At 51.9% G+C, this 20,879-nt stretch carries 16 protein-coding genes and 1 other RNA gene; 13 read left to right on the forward strand and 4 right to left on the reverse strand.

The features are described 5' to 3' along the window. Positions 1–95 precede the first annotated feature (95 nt). Entirely contained in the window at positions 96–950 is an 855-nt protein-coding gene (locus tag ACLD4F_RS14885; protein ID WP_000469979.1) for a tagatose bisphosphate family class II aldolase, read from the reverse strand. Between the two features lie 257 nt (positions 951–1,207). Continuing rightward, positions 1,208–2,779 carry a galactarate dehydratase gene (gene garD / locus ACLD4F_RS14890; RefSeq protein WP_001273722.1) on the reverse strand — a complete coding sequence of 524 codons (1,572 nt, stop codon included), beginning with the start codon at positions 2,777–2,779 and terminating at the stop codon, positions 1,208–1,210. A 529-nt stretch (positions 2,780–3,308) separates the two neighbouring features. On the opposite strand from garD, the gene garL reads away from it, so the two are divergent. The 12 genes from garL (at position 3,309) to ACLD4F_RS14950 (ending at position 18,869) form a co-directional block, all read left to right on the forward strand. Next, entirely contained in the window at positions 3,309–4,079 is a 771-nt protein-coding gene (gene garL, locus ACLD4F_RS14895) for a 2-dehydro-3-deoxyglucarate aldolase (RefSeq protein ID WP_411010910.1), read from the forward strand. A 25-nt stretch (positions 4,080–4,104) separates the two neighbouring features. Continuing rightward, positions 4,105–4,995 (forward strand): 2-hydroxy-3-oxopropionate reductase, encoded by an 891-nt coding sequence (gene garR / locus ACLD4F_RS14900; RefSeq protein WP_000178106.1) that lies wholly within the window; start codon positions 4,105–4,107, stop codon positions 4,993–4,995. 97 nt (positions 4,996–5,092) lie between these two features. Further along, complete coding sequence (gene garK, locus ACLD4F_RS14905; protein WP_080095217.1) at positions 5,093–6,238, forward strand: glycerate 2-kinase; 1,146 nt, start codon at positions 5,093–5,095, stop codon at positions 6,236–6,238. 32 nt (positions 6,239–6,270) lie between these two features. After that, positions 6,271–6,645, forward strand: an RNA gene (gene rnpB / locus ACLD4F_RS14910) — RNase P RNA component class A. Between the two features lie 827 nt (positions 6,646–7,472). Next, on the forward strand, positions 7,473–8,411 hold the full coding sequence (tdcA, locus tag ACLD4F_RS14915; protein WP_001094907.1) for a transcriptional regulator TdcA: 939 nt from the start codon (positions 7,473–7,475) through the stop codon (positions 8,409–8,411). A 97-nt stretch (positions 8,412–8,508) separates the two neighbouring features. Next, complete coding sequence (tdcB, locus tag ACLD4F_RS14920) at positions 8,509–9,498, forward strand: bifunctional threonine ammonia-lyase/L-serine ammonia-lyase TdcB (protein ID WP_000548368.1); 990 nt, start codon at positions 8,509–8,511, stop codon at positions 9,496–9,498. Between the two features lie 20 nt (positions 9,499–9,518). Beyond that, positions 9,519–10,850: a threonine/serine transporter TdcC gene (tdcC, locus tag ACLD4F_RS14925; RefSeq protein ID WP_080095219.1), complete on the forward strand. Its 1,332-nt coding sequence runs from the start codon at positions 9,519–9,521 to the stop codon at positions 10,848–10,850. Between the two features lie 66 nt (positions 10,851–10,916). Further along, positions 10,917–12,125 carry a propionate kinase gene (gene tdcD / locus ACLD4F_RS14930; RefSeq protein WP_079943890.1) on the forward strand — a complete coding sequence of 403 codons (1,209 nt, stop codon included), beginning with the start codon at positions 10,917–10,919 and terminating at the stop codon, positions 12,123–12,125. Positions 12,126–12,158: 33 nt separating this feature from the next. Further along, entirely contained in the window at positions 12,159–14,453 is a 2,295-nt protein-coding gene (pflB, locus tag ACLD4F_RS14935) for a formate C-acetyltransferase (RefSeq protein WP_023138715.1), read from the forward strand. Positions 14,454–14,522: 69 nt separating this feature from the next. Beyond that, the gene (tdcG, locus tag ACLD4F_RS14940) at positions 14,523–15,887 is read left to right on the forward strand and encodes an L-serine ammonia-lyase (protein WP_000622071.1); all 1,365 of its coding nucleotides are present in this window, start codon (positions 14,523–14,525) and stop codon (positions 15,885–15,887) included. A 314-nt stretch (positions 15,888–16,201) separates the two neighbouring features. Next, positions 16,202–17,533, forward strand: a complete 1,332-nt coding sequence (locus tag ACLD4F_RS14945; RefSeq protein WP_079943891.1) for an amino acid permease — start codon at positions 16,202–16,204, stop codon at positions 17,531–17,533. Positions 17,534–17,558: 25 nt separating this feature from the next. Next, on the forward strand, positions 17,559–18,869 hold the full coding sequence (locus tag ACLD4F_RS14950; protein ID WP_000463070.1) for a serine dehydratase subunit alpha family protein: 1,311 nt from the start codon (positions 17,559–17,561) through the stop codon (positions 18,867–18,869). 112 nt (positions 18,870–18,981) lie between these two features. Here the strand turns inward: ACLD4F_RS14950 and ACLD4F_RS14955 are convergent, their stop codons facing one another. Both ACLD4F_RS14955 and ACLD4F_RS14960 read right to left on the reverse strand, forming a co-directional pair. Then, positions 18,982–19,146: a hypothetical protein gene (locus tag ACLD4F_RS14955; RefSeq protein ID WP_000039326.1), complete on the reverse strand. Its 165-nt coding sequence runs from the start codon at positions 19,144–19,146 to the stop codon at positions 18,982–18,984. Positions 19,147–19,169: 23 nt separating this feature from the next. Further along, positions 19,170–19,871, reverse strand: a complete 702-nt coding sequence (locus tag ACLD4F_RS14960; protein ID WP_411010911.1) for a pirin family protein — start codon at positions 19,869–19,871, stop codon at positions 19,170–19,172. A gap of 104 nt (positions 19,872–19,975) precedes the next feature. On the opposite strand from ACLD4F_RS14960, the gene yhaJ reads away from it, so the two are divergent. Beyond that, positions 19,976–20,872, forward strand: a complete 897-nt coding sequence (yhaJ, locus tag ACLD4F_RS14965; protein WP_001041026.1) for a DNA-binding transcriptional regulator YhaJ — start codon at positions 19,976–19,978, stop codon at positions 20,870–20,872. The last annotated feature ends 7 nt before the right edge of the window (positions 20,873–20,879 follow it).

Here is a 20,879-nt window from a genome sequence, read left to right on the forward strand (position 1 = left end):
ATCTTCATAATATTTTTGGTTTGAAGGCAAAGGATAATAATGGCTTTCGTGATCCAGCTATGAAAACGCCCTTTGCCGTGCTAAATCCGGGGGCTTTAGAGCTTCCCTTCACAACCGCAGTCGGCAATCACTTTACGTACAACCTCTTTCATGGCCGCTTTCGCCGGGATCATGTAATGGCGGGGATCGCTGGCCTCTGCGTGTTGCGTTAAATAGTTTTTAAGCGCGCCAGAAAAGGCGATTTTAAGCTCGGTCGCGACGTTAACTTTGCAGATGCCCAGCGAAATAGCGCGGGTAATATCGCGGGTCGGCAGGCCAGAGGCGCCGTGAAGGACTAAGGGAACATCAACCCGCTGACGAATTTCCGTCAGTCGTTCAAAATCAAGTTTTGGTTCAGCGGTGTAGAGGCCGTGAGCGGTGCCGATAGCAATGGCTAACGAGTCGATACCCGTTTTTTCTACAAATTCCCGGGCCTGTTCCGGATGGGTATAAAGCGCATCTTTACCGTCAACGATAAGATCGTCTTCCTGCCCGCCGAGACGCCCAAGTTCAGCTTCAACGCTGACATCGTAGCGATGACAGTAATCAACCACGCTTTTCACCAGCGCAATATTGTCGGCAAAGGGGAAATGCGACCCGTCGATCATGACCGAGCGTACCCCGGCGGCGACTTTCATTTTGATGTCGGCCAGTTTTTCATGATGATCGAGATGTACCGCGAGAGGATGGTTCCAGCTTTTCGCCAGTTCTGCGGCGATAGCCACGATATTACCGACGCCTGCGTAGCTAAAGGTGCCTGGCGTACCGGCGACAATCAGCGGAGAGCGCAATTCTGCGGCGGTTTCCACCACCACTTGCAATGTCTCCAGGTTGTGGATGTTAAACGCCGGCACAGCATAACCTTCCTGCTGCGCCTTCTTTAGCATTGTTCTGCCTGAAATGATAAACATCCTTCCTCCGAAATCTTTCGTTTGTTTTCTTTGAAAGAATTTATAGGCTTTCGGAATGTTTTTTTGTGATTTTGATCTGATAAATGAAAGTTTCGAAATAAAATGGAAGCTATCGAAAGTCAGGCGTAAAAAAAGCATGTCGGGCAGACATACTTCAGGCTACAGACTAAGGGCGAAAAAATACCGGGTAGCGCTGGCGCTTACCCGGTCTACAGATTATGCGGTTATACCCTGCTCGGAGAAGGGTACTGACTGGATCAGGTCACTGGCGCCGGGTTAAATATCGCCAGTTGGTTATGTAGGCCCCACTGGTCCGAGAAAGTCTTTTTCCGGCCGCTGGCGACATCGAGAATAAAGTGAAACAGCTTCCAGCCCACATCTTCGATTGTCTCTTCACCCGTGGCGATGGTGCCTGCATTGATATCCATTAAGTCATACCAGCGGTTCGCCAGCTCGGTACGCGTCGCCATTTTAATTACCGGCACCGCCATCAGCCCGTAAGGCGTGCCGCGTCCGGTGGTAAAGACCTGTACGGTAATGCCGGAAGCGACCTGCTGCGTGCCGCAGACGAAATCGCTGGCGGGCGTCGCGGCGTAAATCAGGCCGCGTTTGGTGGGGCGCTGGCCCGGCGACAATACTTCGACAATGGCGCTCTTACCCGATTTAGCGATAGAGCCCAACGCTTTTTCCACGACGTTCGCCAGGCCGCCTTTTTTGTTGCCAGGGGACGGGTTAGCGCTGCGATCGGTTTTCCCCATATCAAGATAGTTATCGTACCAGGCCATTTCATCCAGCAGGCGTTTACCCACGGCTTCGTTGATGGCGCGCGGCGTCAGAAGATGAATGGCATCGCGCACTTCGGTGACCTCCGAGAACATGACGGTCGCGCCGCAGCGTACCAACAGATCGGAAGCATAACCCACCGCCGGGTTTGCCGTGACGCCGGAAAACGCATCGCTGCCGCCACACTGCATCCCGACGACCAGCTCGGAGGCCGGGCAGGTTTCGCGCTGGCGCTGGTTCAGTTTCGTCAGATGGCGTTCGGCGACCCGCAAAATATCGTCGACCATTGATTTAAAGCCGACATGCTGCTCGTCCTGTAAACGCACAATACTGGCGCTTTCAACGGCGATAGCGGGGACATCCTCGGTGCCTTCCAGCAGTCGTTCCGGCTGCAGTTTTTCGCAACCGAGGCCAATCACCATCACTTCGCCGCCAAAATTGGGGTTGAGCGCGATATTATGAATCGTGCGAATCGGCACGACCGCCGCCGGCGCGTTGATTGCCACGCCGCAGCCGTACAGATGGTTTAGCCCTACAACGCCATCGACATTCGGGTATTTGGGCAGGAGATCGCGCTCAATCACTTTCACCACATAATCGACCACGCCCGCCACACAGTGCACGCTGGTGGTAATGCCAAGCAGATTTTTGGTGCCGACGCTGCCATCGGCGTTACGATAGCCCTCAAACGTGTAGCCTTCCAGCGGCGGCAGCGGTTCCGGTACTTTGGTCGCCAGCGGTAGCGTATTCAGCGGCGGCGCTTTTGGCAGTTCAACCAGCGACTCGTCGATCCAGCTTCCGCGCGGGATGTCGCGTACCGCATAACCGATGACTTCGCCATAACGGATGATTTCGCCGTGAGCGGGGATATCCGTCAGAGCGACTTTATGGCCTTGCGGAATATGTTCAGTCAGTTCCAGGCCATCCGGAAAACGTGTTCCGGCTTTAAGACCGTGGTCATTAACAATAATTGCGACATTATCGGTTTCATGTACTTTTATATAAAACGCCGATGGCGATTCCTGGCGAATTTCGATATTGGCCATTGTTCAACATTCTCCAGCCTGGATGATAGAAATAGGATTATCTATTTTGGTTATGGTTAAATCGTTAAATCTCAATATAAGAAATAAAGTTCATGCATAATGAAATAAGAATGACAGGAGTATAAATATAAGAATGTGATCCAGATCACCGCAAATTATGAAACTTTTTATGTAGGCCGGGTAAAGCGTAAATGTGTGCATTAGCGCCCAGTATCATGGGCGTATGCTCAAAAATAAGCGTTAAATAATCCCTTTTTAATGAGCGTTTGCACAATGATTATCCGCCATAGGCTGTTTATACTGAATGGCGAATTCAGTGTATCTGACGAGTTATTTGAAAATACCATGATAATAATAAAAGACGATAAAGATATCAGAACGGTATATTGTGCTACAGGATGTGTACTACATTAGAAATAGAATGCGGAGACCCATTCTGATTTCAGATAAGCATTTTATTGTCGTTGCTATAAGTTATGGTGGCGGCATCACATGTAGAGAATTAAAGAAATAAGCGAAGGTATAAGCGATGAATAACGCTATTTTCCCGAATAAGTTTAAAGCGGCGCTAGCGGCGCAACAGGTGCAGATTGGCTGCTGGTCTGCACTGGCAAGCCCAATCACCACCGAAGTTCTCGGTCTGGCGGGATTTGACTGGCTGGTGCTGGATGGCGAACATGCGCCGAATGATGTGACCACCTTAATTCCGCAGTTAATGGCATTGAAAGGCAGCGCCAGCGCGCCTGTGGTACGTGTGCCAACCAATGAACCGGTCATTATCAAACGGATGCTGGATATTGGGTTTTATAATTTCCTGATCCCCTTTGTTGAAACGCAAGAGGAAGCGGCTCGCGCCGTCGCCTCGACGCGTTACCCGCCGGAAGGCATTCGCGGCGTCTCCGTTTCTCACCGCGCGAATATGTTCGGCACGGTGCCTGATTACTTTGCGCAGTCGAACAAAAACATCACCATTATTGTTCAAATCGAAAGCCAGTTGGGTGTCGACAATGTTGATGCCATCGCCGCAACGGAAGGCGTTGATGGCATTTTTGTTGGCCCAAGCGATCTGGCCGCCGCGCTGGGTCATCTCGGCAATGCTTCTCACCCTGACGTGCAGCAGACGATTCAACATATTTTCGCCCGCGCTAAAGCGCACGGTAAACCGTGCGGCATTCTGGCGCCGGTAGAGGCGGATGCCCACCGTTATCTGGAATGGGGCGCGACCTTTGTCGCCGTTGGCAGCGATTTAGGCGCATTCCGCGCCAGTACGCAGAAACTTGCCGACACCTTTAAAAAATAATCCTGGTATGGAAAGAGAGAACGCTATGACGATGAAAGTTGGCTTTATTGGCTTAGGCATCATGGGTAAGCCCATGAGCAAAAACTTACTGAAAGCAGGGTATTCGCTGGTGGTGTCCGATCGTAATCCTGAAGCGATTGCCGACGTCATTGCCGCAGGCGCGGAAACGGCCTCTACGGCGAAGGCGATCGCTGAACAGTGTGACGTCATCATCACGATGCTGCCTAACTCTCCGCATGTGAAAGAGGTTGCGCTGGGCGAGAACGGTATCATCGAAGGCGCGAAGCCGGGAACCGTATTGATTGATATGAGTTCTATCGCGCCGCTGGCAAGCCGTGAAATCAGCGATGCGCTGAAGGCGAAGGGCGTTGAGATGTTGGATGCGCCGGTCAGCGGCGGCGAGCCGAAGGCGATTGATGGCACGCTGTCGGTGATGGTGGGGGGCGATAAAGCCATTTTCGACAAGTACTACGACCTGATGAAAGCGATGGCGGGTTCCGTGGTGCATACCGGCGATATCGGCGCAGGCAACGTCACAAAACTGGCTAACCAGGTGATCGTGGCGTTGAATATCGCCGCCATGTCTGAAGCGCTGACGCTGGCGACTAAAGCGGGCGTCAACCCGGATCTGGTCTATCAGGCGATTCGCGGCGGTCTGGCTGGCAGCACGGTACTGGATGCGAAAGCGCCGATGGTCATGGACAGAAACTTTAAGCCAGGTTTCCGTATCGATCTGCACATTAAAGATCTGGCGAATGCGTTGGATACCTCCCACGGCGTTGGCGCGCAGCTCCCGCTGACCGCCGCCGTTATGGAAATGATGCAGGCGTTACGCGCGGATGGACACGGTAATGACGACCATAGCGCGCTGGCGTGCTACTACGAAAAACTGGCGAAAGTGGAAGTCACTCGCTAACGACGTTGTGCCCGGATGGCGTGTAGCGATCCGGGCCTGAATTTCAGGCTGGATAAGTGAAACGCCATCCGGCGTTGTGCAGTAACAGGCTACCACTATGAAAATCGTAATTGCCCCCGACTCCTATAAAGAAAGCCTTTCTGCCGCCGAGGTAGCGCAGGCGATAGAAAAAGGATTTCGGGAAATTTTCCCCGATGCGCAATATGTCTCTGTTCCGGTTGCCGATGGCGGCGAAGGAACGGTCGAAGCCATGATTGCCGCGACGCAGGGCGTTGAACGCACCGCATGGGTGACCGGGCCGTTGGGTGAAAAAGTGAAAGCCTGCTGGGGAATGTCCGGGGATGGTAAAACCGCGTTTATTGAAATGGCGGCGGCCAGCGGACTGGCGCTGGTTCCACCAGAAAAACGCAACCCTTTGATTACTACCTCGCGGGGAACGGGGGAGCTGATATTGCAGGCGCTGGAAAGCGGCGCAAGCAATATCATTATCGGCATTGGCGGCAGCGCGACAAATGACGGCGGCGCAGGGATGATGCAGGCGTTAGGCGCAAAACTGCGCGATGCAAACGGCGCGGATATCGGTTACGGTGGCGGAAGCCTTCATTGTCTATGCGACATTGATATTTCAGAGCTCGATCCCCGTTTAAAACTCTGCGCTATTCGTGTCGCTTGCGATGTCTCTAATCCTCTGATCGGCGACAACGGCGCATCACGAATTTTTGGGCCGCAGAAAGGCGCGACCGAAGAGAACATTGTTGAGCTGGACAGAAATCTTGCTCACTATGCCGACATCATAAAAAAATCGCTGAATGTCGACGTAAAGGCGGCGCCCGGCGCAGGCGCGGCAGGCGGTATGGGGGCGGCGTTAATGGCTTTTCTCGGTGCGGAATTACGCAGCGGGATCGAAATTGTCACGGCGGCACTGAACCTGGAGGAGCATATCCACGACTGTACGCTGGTGGTGACGGGAGAAGGGCGGATTGATAGCCAAAGTATTCGCGGTAAAGTGCCGATTGGCGTCGCGAATGTGGCGAAAAAATATCATAAGCCAGTGATTGGCATTGCCGGCAGCCTGACGCACGATGTAGGGATAGTGCATCACTATGGCATCGACGCTGTCTTTAGCGTACTCACGCGCATCGTGACGCTGGAGGAGGCTTTTCGGGGCGCTTTTGACAATATTTATCGGGCATCCAGAAATGTTGCTGCCGCTCTGGCGATAGGAATGCGCAGCGCAGGGTGACAAAGTCGCGCGAACCCTCTATACTGCGCGCCGAAGCTGACCAGACAGTCGCCGCTTCGTCGTCGTCCTTTCGGGGAGACGGGCGGAGGGGAGGAAAGTCCGGGCTCCATAGGGCAGGGTGCCAGGTAACGCCTGGGGGGGAAACCCACGACCAGTGCAACAGAGAGCAAACCGCCGATGGCCCACGCAAGTGGGATCAGGTAAGGGTGAAAGGGTGCGGTAAGAGCGCACCGCGCGGCTGGTAACAGTCCGTGGCACGGTAAACTCCACCCGGAGCAAGGCCAAATAGGGGTTCATAAGGTACGGCCCGTACTGAACCCGGGTAGGCTGCTTGAGCCAGTGAGCGATTGCTGGCCTAGATGAATGACTGTCCACGACAGAACCCGGCTTATCGGTCAGTTTCACTTCTTCATAAAACCCGCTTCGGCGGGTTTTTGCTTTTACAGGGCGACAGGATGAATGACTGTCCACGACACTATACCCAAAAGAAAGCGGCTTATCGGTCAGTTTCACCTCTTCATAAAACCCGTCAGTGTAAGCTGGCGGGGTTTTGCTTATCAGGCCGGTGAAGGGTATAGAGGTTGCAGAAGACGCCAGCGTCACCATCCGGCAATTAATTGACAGCCGTGGTGACATAATATTATTCGTTTTTGTGATGAGAAACACAAAACGCTATGGATTGCGCTCTTTTTAGTTGAAGTGAAAAGCAATCGATTTCTTTCACAAAATTACATCCTGAAAAACAGCAAGAAAGCGGTGTAAATTATTTGTTGTAAATGAAAATTAAATGTATGAAATATTTTGGTTAAAATTTTATTAAATGTTTCTTTACAAACAAATAAGGTAAAAAAATGTGACGCGTAACGGTTTTTAAGCGCATTTACCTTCGGTTTATACTTAAATTTGAGAAATTACGCTTTAAATTTAACGCTGGAATTGCCGATAAAATGTCCCGTAATTGATTGAAATATCGTCTTCATAGGATGTAGAAAATAGGAGGTAAAATAGACTGGTTATCGCCATAATATATCGTTATCCCGACCCTATTTTTTGATTGAAATCAGACTAAGTTGCTGCTTTGTTTTTGTAACTTATTGAATTAATAGGTTTTATTTATTTAATAAAGACCATGTAAAAATTGCGGTAAGTTAATTTGTGAGTGGTCGCACATAACCTTTAAGATTTAATTTGCTACACTTCCTGCCGTTCACAATGTTATTTCAGAGCGGTAGATATGAATACTCTTGTTCTCCCTAAAACACAGCATTTGGTGGTCTTTCAGGAAGTCATTAGAAGTGGTTCTATCGGTTCTGCCGCAAAATCGTTAGGGTTAACCCAGCCCGCCGTCAGTAAAATCATTAGCGATGTTGAGGCCTATTTTGGCGTTGAGCTAATTGTACGTAAAAATACCGGCGTTACGTTGACCGAAGCGGGACAGGTACTGCTTTCCTGGTCTGAATCTATCACCCGCGAAATGAAAAACATGATCAACGAGATGAACAGTATGACGTGCAATACCGTTGTCGACGTCTCGTTTGGCTTTCCTTCGCTGATTGGCTTTACCTTCATGTCCGATATGATTCATAAGTTCAAAGAGGTCTTTCCAAAAGCGCAGGTATCCATGTACGAAGCCCAGCTCTCTTCATTTCTGCCGGCCCTGCGCGACGGGCGGCTGGACTTTGCTATCGGTACGCTCAGTAATGAAATGCAGCTACAGGATCTGCATGTCGAGCCGCTGTTTGAATCAGAGTTTGTCCTGGTAGCCAGCAAGTCCCGAACATGCACCGGCACCATCACACTGGAATCGTTAAAAGACGAACAGTGGGTGTTGCCGCAAACGAATATGGGCTACTACAGCGAATTACTCACCACTCTACAACGAAATGGTATCAGCATCGAAAACATTGTTAAAACAGATTCCGTTGTCACAATATATAATCTTGTTCTCAATGCTGATTTCTTAACTGTTATTCCCTGCGATATGACCACGCCTTTTGGCTCCAATCAATTTATCACGATACCCATAAAAGACACGTTACCCGTCGCACGTTATGCGGCGGTATGGTCTAAAAATTATCGTATCAAAAAAGCCGCTTCAGTATTAGTAGAATTGGCTAAACAATATTCATCATATAATGGATGCAGACGCAGGCAGTTAATAGAAATTGAATGATATGGAATAAACATATTTAGCGAAATTGACGTCACCTGTTTCTTTTGAACAGTGGGCAACGGTAACTTATTTTTAATACCCAGGTTAAGAGGTTATAATGCACATTACATACGATCTCCCGGTTGCAATTGAAGATATCCTCGAAGCGAAAAAAAGACTGGCGGGGAAGATATATAAAACGGGAATGCCTCGCTCTAACTATTTTAGTGAACGTTGCAAAGGCGAAATATTTCTCAAGTTTGAAAATATGCAGCGTACGGGTTCATTTAAAATTCGTGGCGCTTTTAACAAACTTAGCTCGTTAACGGAGGCGGAAAAACGTAAAGGCGTCGTGGCCTGTTCCGCAGGTAATCATGCACAGGGCGTTTCTCTTTCTTGCGCAATGCTGGGTATTGACGGCAAAGTCGTGATGCCGAAGGGCGCGCCAAAGTCAAAAGTGGCGGCCACCTGTGATTATTCTGCGGAAGTGGTGCTCCACGGTGACAACTTCAATGACACCATTGCTAAGGTGAGTGAAATTGTCGAAACCGAAGGCCGCATTTTTATTCCGCCTTACGACGATCCAAAAGTCATTGCCGGGCAGGGCACTATTGGTCTGGAAATTATGGAAGATCTGTACGATGTCGATAATGTCATCGTGCCTATTGGCGGCGGTGGTTTAATTGCAGGTATTGCCATTGCGATTAAATCGATTAACCCGACCATTAAAGTTATCGGCGTACAGGCCGAAAATGTTCACGGTATGGCGGCGTCTTATTACGCTGGAGAAATAACCACGCACCGAACGACCGGCACCCTGGCGGATGGTTGTGATGTCTCCCGCCCGGGTAATTTAACCTATGAAATTGTTCGTGAATTAGTCGATGACATTGTTCTGGTTAGCGAAGATGAAATTCGTAACAGCATGATCGCTTTAATTCAGCGCAATAAGGTTATTACTGAAGGCGCTGGCGCACTGGCCTGCGCCGCACTATTAAGCGGGAAATTAGATAGCCATATTCAGAACAGAAAAACGGTCAGTATTATTTCTGGCGGCAATATCGATCTTTCTCGTGTATCACAAATTACGGGTTTAGTTGACGCTTAATCTTTTCGTGAGGATAGGATATGAGTACTACTGATAGCATTGTATCCAGCCAGGCAAAACAGTCGTCATGGCGTAAATCGGACACGACGTGGACGCTGGGTTTATTTGGTACCGCCATTGGCGCCGGGGTGCTGTTTTTCCCTATCCGCGCCGGGTTTGGCGGGCTTATCCCCATTCTGCTGATGCTGGTTTTAGCTTACCCCATTGCGTTCTATTGTCACCGGGCGCTGGCGCGTCTGTGTTTATCCGGATCTAATCCGTCCGGCAATATTACGGAAACGGTCGAAGAGCACTTTGGTAAAACGGGCGGGGTAGTTATCACGTTCCTTTACTTCTTTGCGATTTGTCCGCTGCTGTGGATTTATGGCGTCACCATTACTAACACGTTCATGACGTTTTGGGAAAACCAGTTGCAGATGCCAGCGTTGAATCGCGGTTTCGTGGCGCTGTTCTTGCTGCTGCTGATGGCCTTTGTGATCTGGTTTGGTAAGGATCTGATGGTTAAGGTGATGAGTTACCTGGTATGGCCGTTTATCGCCAGTCTGGTGCTAATTTCATTATCGCTGATTCCTTACTGGAACTCGGCGGTTATCGATCAGGTTGATCTCAGTAATATCGCGCTGACCGGGCACGATGGCATACTGGTTACGGTGTGGCTGGGCATCTCTATCATGGTGTTCTCCTTTAACTTTTCGCCTATCGTCTCTTCCTTCGTGGTGTCTAAGCGTGAAGAGTATGAGAAAGAGTTTGGCCGCGAATTTACCGAGCGTAAATGTTCACAGATCATCTCGCGCGCCAGTATGCTGATGGTCGCCGTGGTGATGTTCTTCGCCTTTAGCTGCCTGTTTACGCTCTCTCCACAGAACATGGCGGATGCGAAAGCGCAGAACATTCCGGTACTTTCCTACCTGGCCAACCATTTCGCCTCTTTGTCGGGGACAAAATCCACTTTTGCAACGGTGCTGGAGTATGGCGCATCTATCATCGCGCTGGTTGCTATTTTCAAATCTTTCTTCGGCCACTACCTGGGGACGCTGGAAGGGCTGAACGGCCTGGTGCTGAAATTTGGTTATCAAGGCGATAAAACCAAAGTCTCTATGGGCAAGCTTAATACCATCAGCATGATCTTCATTATGGGGTCTACCTGGGTCGTAGCTTACGCAAACCCGAACATTCTGGACCTGATTGAAGCGATGGGCGCGCCGATTATCGCCTCGCTGTTATGCCTGCTGCCGATGTACGCCATTCGTAAAGCGCCGTCGCTGGCGAAATACCGTGGTCGTCTGGATAACGTGTTCGTCACCCTGATTGGTCTGCTGACCATCCTGAATATTGTCTACAAATTGTTTTAATCCTCACGTTTAGCCTGCGTTCCGCCCCAGGGCGCGGACGCAGGCTGACATCGACGGAGTCACTACATGAATGAATTTCCGGTCGTTCTGGTCATTAATTGCGGCTCATCTTCTATCAAATTCTCTGTACTGGATGTCGCTACCTGTGATGTTTTAATGGCGGGAATAGCAGATGGGATGAATACTGAAAACGCCTTTTTATCTATTAATGGCGATAAGCCGATACACCTCGCGCACTCTAATTATGAGAACGCGTTAAAAGCCATTGCCTTTGAGCTGGAAAAACGTGATTTAACGGATAGCGTGGCATTAATTGGCCACCGTATCGCGCACGGTGGAGAGCTATTTACGCAGTCCGTCATTATTACCGATGAGATTATCGATAATATTCGTCGGGTATCGCCTTTAGCGCCGCTGCATAATTACGCTAATTTAAGCGGCATTGACGCGGCGCGGCACCTTTTCCCGGCCGTGCGTCAGGTGGCGGTATTTGATACCAGTTTCCACCAGACGCTGGCGCCGGAAGCCTATTTATACGGATTGCCGTGGGAGTATTTTTCCAGCCTGGGTGTGCGTCGCTACGGCTTTCACGGTACGTCGCATCGCTATGTTTCGCGGCGTGCGTATGAACTGCTTGACCTCGATGAAAAAAATTCGGGTTTGATTGTCGCGCATCTGGGCAATGGGGCGTCTATCTGCGCGGTACGCAATGGTCAGAGCGTGGATACCTCAATGGGGATGACGCCGCTTGAGGGGCTGATGATGGGCACTCGCAGCGGCGATGTTGATTTCGGCGCGATGGCGTGGATAGCCAAAGAAACCGGGCAGACGTTGAGCGATCTGGAGCGAGTGGTGAATAAAGAGTCCGGTTTGCTCGGCATCTCCGGGTTGTCATCCGACCTTAGAGTCCTGGAAAAAGCCTGGCACGAAGGACATGAGCGCGCCCGGTTAGCGATAAAAACATTTGTCCACCGTATCGCCCGTCATATTGCCGGACACGCGGCATCGTTACATCGGCTGGATGGCATTATTTTTACCGGCGGTATTGGTGAAAATTCAGTATTAATTCGCCAGTTGGTGATTGAACATTTGGGCGTACTGGGGCTTACGTTAGACGTTGAAATGAATAAGCAGCTGAATTCTCACGGCGAGCGCATTATTTCCGCTAACCCTTCTCAGGTTATTTGCGCTGTTATTCCCACGAATGAAGAGAAAATGATTGCCCTTGATGCCATTCATTTAGGCAACGTGAAAGCACCAGTGGAATTTGCATAACTTAACGGCTGTTCTGTAGAGAGATTATTTTTCATGAAGGTAAATATCGATACCAGCGATATGCTGTATGCCGAAGCATGGCGTGATTTTAAAGGTACGGACTGGAAAGAAGAAATTAATGTCCGTGATTTTATTCAGCATAACTATACGCCCTATGAGGGGGATGAATCTTTTCTCGCCGACGCGACGCCAGCGACCACGGCGTTGTGGGAAAAGGTGATGGCGGGAATACGTATCGAGAACGCGACCCATGCGCCGGTGGATTTCGATACCAACATCGCGACGACGATTACCGCGCACGATGCGGGATATATTGAAAAAGAGCTGGAAAAAATCGTCGGTTTACAAACGGATAAGCCGCTTAAACGCGCTTTGCATCCGTTTGGCGGCGTTAACATGATCAAAAGTTCATTCCACGCCTATGGCCGCGAAATGGACGCCGATTTTGAATATACCTTTACCGACCTGCGGAAAACCCATAATCAGGGCGTATTCGATGTTTACTCGCCGGATATGCTGCGCTGCCGTAAATCCGGCGTATTAACCGGTTTGCCGGATGGTTATGGTCGCGGGCGCATTATTGGCGATTATCGTCGCGTCGCGCTGTATGGCATCCGTTATCTGGTGCGCGAACGCGAGCTGCAATTCGCCGATCTGCAGTCGAATCTGGAGCAGGGACAGAATCTTGAGGCGACGATTCGCCTGCGTGAGGAGTTGGCGGAGCATCGTCGCGCGCTGCTGCAAATGCAGGAGATGGCGGCGAAATACGGCTACGATATCTCCCGCCCGGCGCGGAACGCGCAGGAAGCGGTACAGTGGCTCTACTTCGCTTATCTGGCGGCGGTAAAATCGCAAAATGGCGGTGCAATGTCGCTGGGAAGAACCGCCTCGTTCCTTGATATCTACATTGAGCGCGATTTCAACGCGGGCCTTCTGACAGAGCAGCAGGCGCAGGAGCTGATCGACCATTTCATCATGAAGATCCGCATGGTGCGCTTCCTGCGCACGCCGGAATTTGATTCGCTCTTTTCCGGCGATCCGATCTGGGCCACCGAAGTTATTGGCGGGATGGGGCTCGATGGCCGCACGCTGGTGACGAAGAACTCCTTCCGTTATCTGCATACCCTGCACACGATGGGGCCAGCGCCGGAGCCGAACCTGACCATACTGTGGTCTGAAGCGTTGCCGGTGGCATTCAAAAAATATGCTGCGCAGGTCTCCATCGTGACCTCATCTTTGCAGTATGAAAACGACGATTTAATGCGTACCGACTTTAACAGCGACGATTATGCTATCGCTTGTTGCGTCAGCCCGATGGTCATCGGTAAGCAGATGCAGTTCTTCGGCGCGCGCGCCAACCTTGCCAAAACGTTGCTGTACGCTATCAATGGCGGCGTTGACGAGAAACTGAAAATCCAGGTTGGGCCGAAAACCGCGCCGTTAACGGATGAGGTGCTGGATTACGACACGGTAATGGAGAGCCTCGACCATTTTATGGACTGGCTGGCGGTGCAGTACATTAGCGCGCTGAACATCATTCACTACATGCACGATAAGTACAGCTATGAAGCTTCGCTGATGGCGCTGCACGACCGTGATGTGTATCGGACGATGGCGTGCGGCATCGCCGGACTGTCGGTGGCGGCGGATTCCCTGTCCGCCATCAGGTACGCTCAGGTGAAGCCGATCCGCGACGAAAACGGCCTTGCCATCGACTTTGCTATTGAAGGCGAGTATCCGCAGTACGGCAACAACGATGAGCGCGTGGACAGCATCGCCTGCGACCTGGTGAAACGCTTTATGCAAAAAATTAGCGTGTTGCCGACGTATCGCAATGCGGTGCCGACGCAGTCCATTTTGACCATCACCTCGAACGTCGTGTACGGGCAGAAGACCGGCAATACGCCGGATGGACGCCGCGCCGGAACGCCATTCGCGCCGGGGGCGAACCCGATGCATGGTCGTGACCGCAAAGGGGCGGTAGCCTCGCTGACGTCGGTGGCGAAACTGCCGTTTACCTACGCCAAAGACGGTATTTCATACACCTTCTCGATTGTGCCTGCGGCACTCGGGAAAGAAGATGCGGTGCGGAAAACCAATCTTGTCGGCCTGCTGGACGGCTATTTCCATCATGAAGCACAGGTAGAAGGCGGGCAGCATCTGAACGTCAATGTCATGAACCGTGAAATGTTGCTGGATGCGATTGAACATCCGGAAAACTACCCGAACCTGACGATCCGCGTTTCCGGCTATGCCGTGCGCTTCAATGCGCTGACTCGTGAGCAGCAACAGGACGTTATTTCGCGCACCTTTACTCAGGCGATGTAACGTGAACGGGGCGATCGTGTGGATCGCCCCGCGACGGATCTTCACTGAACGGTAATCTTAGGGGGAGATATGATTAGCGCATTTGATATTTTTAAGATTGGCATTGGACCTTCAAGCTCCCATACCGTTGGGCCAATGAATGCAGGAAAATGTTTTATCGATCGGCTGATCGACAGCGGCGACCTGCCGCGAACGACGCGCATCACGGTTGATCTTTACGGATCGCTATCGCTGACGGGCAAAGGCCACGCGACCGATACCGCCATCATTATGGGTCTTGCGGGCAATACGCCGCAGGATGTCAATATTGATAGCATTCCGGCGTTTATCCAGGAGGTTGCCCGCAGCAGCCGTTTATCGGTGGCGGGTGGTGCGCATGTGGTGGATTTTCCCGTCGCCGACAGTATTCTCTTTCACGCTGAAACCCTGGCGCGCCATGAAAACGGTATGCGAATTACCGCCTGGCACGGGCAAACGCCGCTTTTACACAAAACGTATTACTCTATTGGCGGCGGCTTTATTGTCGAAGAGGAACGCTTTGGTCAGTCGCACGACGTAGAAAAATCGGTGCCGTATGATTTTCATTCCGCCAGCGAACTGCTGACGCTGTGTGAAAGACAGGGGCTCTCGGTTTCCGGCCTGATGATGCAAAATGAACTGGCGTTGCGGAGCAAAGAGCAGATTGACGCTGGCTTTGCCCGCATCTGGCAGGTGATGGCGACCGGAATTGAACGTGGCATGAATACTGAGGGCGTGCTGCCGGGGCCGCTGAACGTTCCACGCCGCGCGGTAGCGTTACGGCGTCTGCTGGTCTCCAGCGATAATCTCTCCCGCGATCCGATGAACGTCATCGACTGGATTAACATGTTCGCCCTGGCCGTGAGCGAAGAGAACGCGGCGGGCGGGCGAGTGGTCACCGCGCCGACCAACGGCGCGTGCGGCATTATTCCCGCGGTGCTGGCCTATTACGACAAATTCCGTCGTCCGGTCAATGCCAACTCTATCGCCCGCTATCTGCTGTCGGCGGGGGCGATTGGCATGCTGTACAAGATGAACGCCTCGATATCCGGCGCGGAAGTGGGGTGTCAGGGCGAGGTTGGCGTCGCGTGTTCGATGGCGGCGGCGGGGCTGACAGAACTGCTGGGCGGCAGCCCGGCGCAGGTCTGTATTGCGGCGGAAATTGCGATGGAGCATAACCTTGGCCTCACCTGTGACCCGGTGGCGGGTCAGGTGCAAATCCCTTGTATTGAACGTAATGCGATTAACGCCGTTAAAGCGGTAAATGCGGCGCGAATGGCGCTACGCCGTACCTCTGAGCCGCGGGTTTCGCTCGATAAAGTGATCGAAACCATGTACGAAACGGGTAAAGACATGAACGACAAATATCGCGAGACGTCGCGCGGCGGTCTGGCGATTAAAGTCGTTTGTGGATAGGCCCGACAGGCGCAGAGTGAGCAGGCTATGGGATAACGCAGAAGACAGAAGCTGAGAAAAGGGCGCACCAACGTGCGCCCTTTTTTGTTGTGATACGCGTCAAATAGAGAAAATAACAATATTAAATAAATAGTAAATAGAAAATAATTCTTAACCCACAAGAAATGCAGGCGTTTTATTGGTAAGTTTTTCTCTTATCGTGCGCGTATGATTTTCTTATTACAAGAAAGTACCTGCACCTCACGTTCTGCATATCGCCTTGCTGCGGCACGAAAAATAAAAAAACCTCTACCTACACATTGAGCGAGAATTTTATGGAATCGGCTAGTAATACCAGCGTAATCCTCGACGCATCAGCCCCGGCGCGTCGGGCAGGGATGACAGAAAGCGAATGGCGTGAAGCCATCAAATTTGATAGTACCGACACCGGCTGGGTCATTATGAGTATCGGGATGGCGATCGGCGCAGGGATCGTTTTTCTTCCTGTCCAGGTTGGCCTGATGGGACTTTGGGTCTTTTTACTCTCTTCTATTATTGGTTATCCGGCCATGTACCTGTTCCAGCGGCTGTTTATTAATACGCTGGCGGAATCCCCGGAATGTAAAGACTACCCCAGCGTGATCAGCGGCTATCTGGGCAAAAACTGGGGTATTTTATTAGGCGCGCTGTACTTTGTAATGCTCGTCATCTGGATGTTCGTCTATTCTACGGCGATTACTAACGACAGCGCCTCTTATCTGCATACTTTCGGCGTAACGGAAGGATTACTTTCCGATAGTCCATTTTATGGTCTGGTGCTGATCTGCATCCTGGTCGCGATTTCCTCACGCGGTGAAAAATTACTGTTCAAAATCTCCACCGGCATGGTGCTGACCAAGCTACTGGTAGTGGCGGCGCTGGGCGCCTCTATGGTGGGTATGTGGCATCTGTATAACATTGGCGCGCTGCCGCCGATGGCCCTGCTGATTAAAAACGCCATTATTACCCTGCCATTTACGCTGACCTCGATTTTATTTATCCAGACGTTAAGCCCAATGGTGATCTCTTACCGTTCACGCGAAAAATCTATTGAGGTCGCACGCCATAAAGCGCTGCGTGCCATGAATATCGCGTTTGGCATCCTGTTCGTTACCGTATTTTTCTATGCGGTTTCCTTCACCCTGGCGATGGGGCATGACGAAGCGGTGAAAGCCTATGAGCAGAATATTTCCGCCCTGGCGATCGCCGCGCAATTTATTAGCGGCGATGGCGCTGGCTGGGTCAAAGTGGTTAGCGTAATTCTGAACATCTTTGCCGTCATGACCGCCTTCTTTGGCGTTTATTTAGGATTCCGCGAAGCGACGCAAGGCATTGTGATGAATATCCTGCGCCGCAAAATGCCCGCCGAGAAGATTAAGGAAAATCTGGTACAGCGCGGCATTATGATTTTCGCTATTTTGCTGGCCTGGAGCGCCATTGTGCTCAATGCGCCGGTACTGAGCTTCACCTCTATTTGTAGCCCTATCTTCGGTATGGTGGGCTGTTTAATTCCGGCATGGTTGGTCTACAAGGTTCCCGCATTGCACAAATATAAAGGCGCTTCGTTGTACCTGATTATTATTACCGGTCTGCTGCTATGCGTTTCTCCGTTCCTGGCATTCTCTTGATATACCTGAGATTAAGGTTGTTGTTATGTTTGAATCTAAAATAAATCCATTGTGGCAAAGTTTTATCCTGGCCGTACAGGAAGAAGTAAAACCGGCGCTGGGGTGTACTGAGCCAATTTCACTGGCGCTGGCGGCAGCGGCGGCGGCGGCTGAACTTGACGGCACAGTTGAACGCATTGACGCGTGGGTTTCGCCTAATCTGATGAAAAATGGTATGGGCGTTACCGTTCCAGGAACGGGAATGGTAGGGCTACCGATCGCCGCGGCGCTTGGCGCGTTGGGCGGTGATGCGAAAGCCGGGTTGGAGGTGCTAAAAGACGCTTCCGCTAAAGCCGTTGCCGATGCAAAAGCGATGCTGGCCGCCGGACATGTCGCAGTGATGTTGCAGGAGCCATGTAACGATATCCTGTTTTCACGGGCGAAAGTGTATAGCGGCGATAGCTGGGCATGTGTCACGATCGTCGGCGATCATACAAATATTGTGCGGATAGAAACCGACAAGGGCGTGGTATTTACCCAAGCCGATAATGCGCAGGAAGAAGAAAAAACCTCGCCACTGGGAGTGCTGTCTCATACCTCGCTGGAAGAGATCCTGGCGTTTGTGAATGCGGTGCCCTTTGACGCTATTCGCTTTATTCTCGATGCGGCCAGGCTAAACGGCGCGTTGTCGCAGGAGGGACTGCGTGGTTCCTGGGGGCTGCATATTGGTTCGACGCTGGCCAAACAGTGCGATCGCGGTCTGCTGGCGAAAGATCTCTCCACGGCGATTTTGATCCGTACCAGCGCGGCGTCAGACGCCAGAATGGGCGGCGCCACGTTGCCCGCGATGAGCAACTCCGGCTCCGGCAACCAGGGGATTACCGCCACGGTGCCAGTCATGGTGGTTGCTGAACATGTCGGCGCCGATGACGAACGCCTGGCGCGCGCGCTAATGTTATCGCATTTGAGCGCTATCTATATTCACCATCAGCTTCCGCGTTTGTCGGCGCTGTGCGCGGCAACTACGGCGGCGATGGGCGCGGCAGCGGGTATGGCGTGGCTGATAGATGGTCGTTACGACACTATCGCAATGGCTATCAGCAGTATGATTGGTGATGTCAGCGGGATGATTTGCGATGGCGCGTCGAATAGCTGCGCGATGAAAGTCTCTACCAGCGCGTCGGCGGCGTGGAAAGCCGTACTGATGGCGTTGGATGATACGGCGGTGACCGGAAACGAAGGGATTGTGGCGCACAATGTCGAACAATCTATTGCGAATTTGTGTTCGCTGGCGTGTCGCTCAATGCAGCAGACAGACAAGCAGATCATCGAGATTATGGCCAGTAAAGCGCATTAATAATAACGCCCCGGCATGTCGTCGGGGCAGCGTGCTGCCCGATGGCGCTGCGCTTATCGGGTCTATCTGTTATCAGCCGGATCGGGCGCTTGCGCCGCCATCCGGCATGATTTCAGGCTGCGGCCTCTTCTTCTGCCAGCCGGGCTTCGGCGTCCGCCACGATGGCTTCCAGTTCGGTTAGCATCTCTTCATAGCCCAGCGGCACAGTGGCGCTCATCGCCTCCTGTACGGCAGGTTTTACCACGGGCTGACGTTTCTTCGCCGATTTTTTGCTCATCTTGTGACTCCTTTTCTGGCTGACTACACCGGTAAATCTACCAGTAATGCGCGCAGCGGCGTATCGGCAACCAGCGTAATGTTAGGTTCATCACGAATAAATGCGCCATCTCCGCAGGTTAACGCCTCGCGTTCTTCGTTGTGCGTCAGCGCGTGGAACGTACCGTGAATCGACTGCAAATAGGCGCGCGGCTCGTGAAGCTGGAAATTAAGCGATTCGCCTTTCTCCAGCGTAATATGATGTACCCAGACCTGTTGGCGCAGTTGTAAGCTGTTTTGCTCACCGTCGGGCGAGGCAAGAAGCTGTTGTTGCGCCGCCAGGAGTGGGATTTTTTGTACCAGCGTGTTTTCCCGTTCAGGACAGGCGTCAAGCCACAGTTGCATTCGGGTTAACGGCTTAACTTTGCTGAGATTATGTTCGCTGTAGCTAATGCCCGGCTGCGCGGCGAGCAGTAACGCTTCGCCCGCTTTAGCCTGTACATGGTTGCCGTCGCTGTCGCGGTATTCCGCTTCGCCGTCCAGAATCAGGTTTAAAATATCCACCTTTGGATAAGTTCGAGGCTGAAAAGAGGCGCCCGGCGCCAGCACTTCCTGGTTCAGTACGCGCAACGACGCGTAGCCCAGCAGTGTAGGGTCGAAATAGTGTCCAAAGGAGAAGGTATAGCGGGCCTGTAGCCATCCGTAGTCTGCTTGTCCACATTGTTTGGCGGTTCGGGTCGTAATCATCGTTATTAACCTCTCTTTACTTCCTTTTATGTTAAGGGGCTGGACGCTGCATTGTTAGCCAGATATTCTGCCCGGTATGTTCAAATTTCCTGAATGAGAACGTTATGGCTAAAGAGAGAGCGCTGACGCTTGAAGCATTGCGTGTGATGGACGCCATTGACCGCCGGGGCAGTTTTGCCGCAGCGGCTGATGAGTTGGGGCGGGTGCCCTCCGCGCTGAGTTACACCATGCAGAAGCTGGAAGAAGAGTTGGACGTTGTACTGTTCGATCGCTCCGGCCATCGTACAAAATTCACCAACGTCGGACGTATGCTGCTGGAACGCGGGCGGGTATTGCTGGAAGCGGCAGACAAGTTAACGACGGATGCTGAAGCGTTGGCCCGCGGTTGGGAAACGCATCTGACGCTGGTCACTGAAGCTCTGGTACCAACGCCTGCTTTTTTTCCGCTGATCGACCGGCTGGCCGCTAAAGCCAATACGCAGCTTTCATTGATTACCGAAGTACTGGCTGGCGCATGGGAGCGGCTTGAGCAGGGACGGGCGGATATCGTTATCGCTCCGGATATGCATTTTCGATCGTCGTCGGAAATTAATTCCCGTAAGTTGTATACGTTAATGAATGTGTATGTCGCTGCGCCTGACCACCCTATTCATCAGGAGCCGGAGCCGCTTTCGGAAGTGACGCGGGTTAAATACCGCGGCGTAGCGGTAGCGGATACCGCGCGCGAGCGGCCGGTATTAACGGTGCAACTGCTGGATAAGCAGCCACGTCTGACGGTAAGCACGATTGAAGATAAACGTCAGGCGCTGCTGGCCGGGCTTGGCGTCGCGACCATGCCATATTCGATGGTGGAACAGGATATTGCCGAAGGGCGGCTACGCGTGGTCAGCCCGGAATCGACCAGCGAAATCGATATTATTATGGCCTGGCGGCGCGACAGTATGGGGGAGGCAAAAGCCTGGTGCCTGCGGGAAATACCTAAGCTATTCGCCGGAAAATAAATAGCGC

Origin of the sequence: Salmonella sp. 741265050_HSA (assembly GCF_046569445.1) — a bacterium.
GTDB classification, from domain to species: Bacteria; Pseudomonadota; Gammaproteobacteria; order Enterobacterales; family Enterobacteriaceae; genus Salmonella; species Salmonella enterica.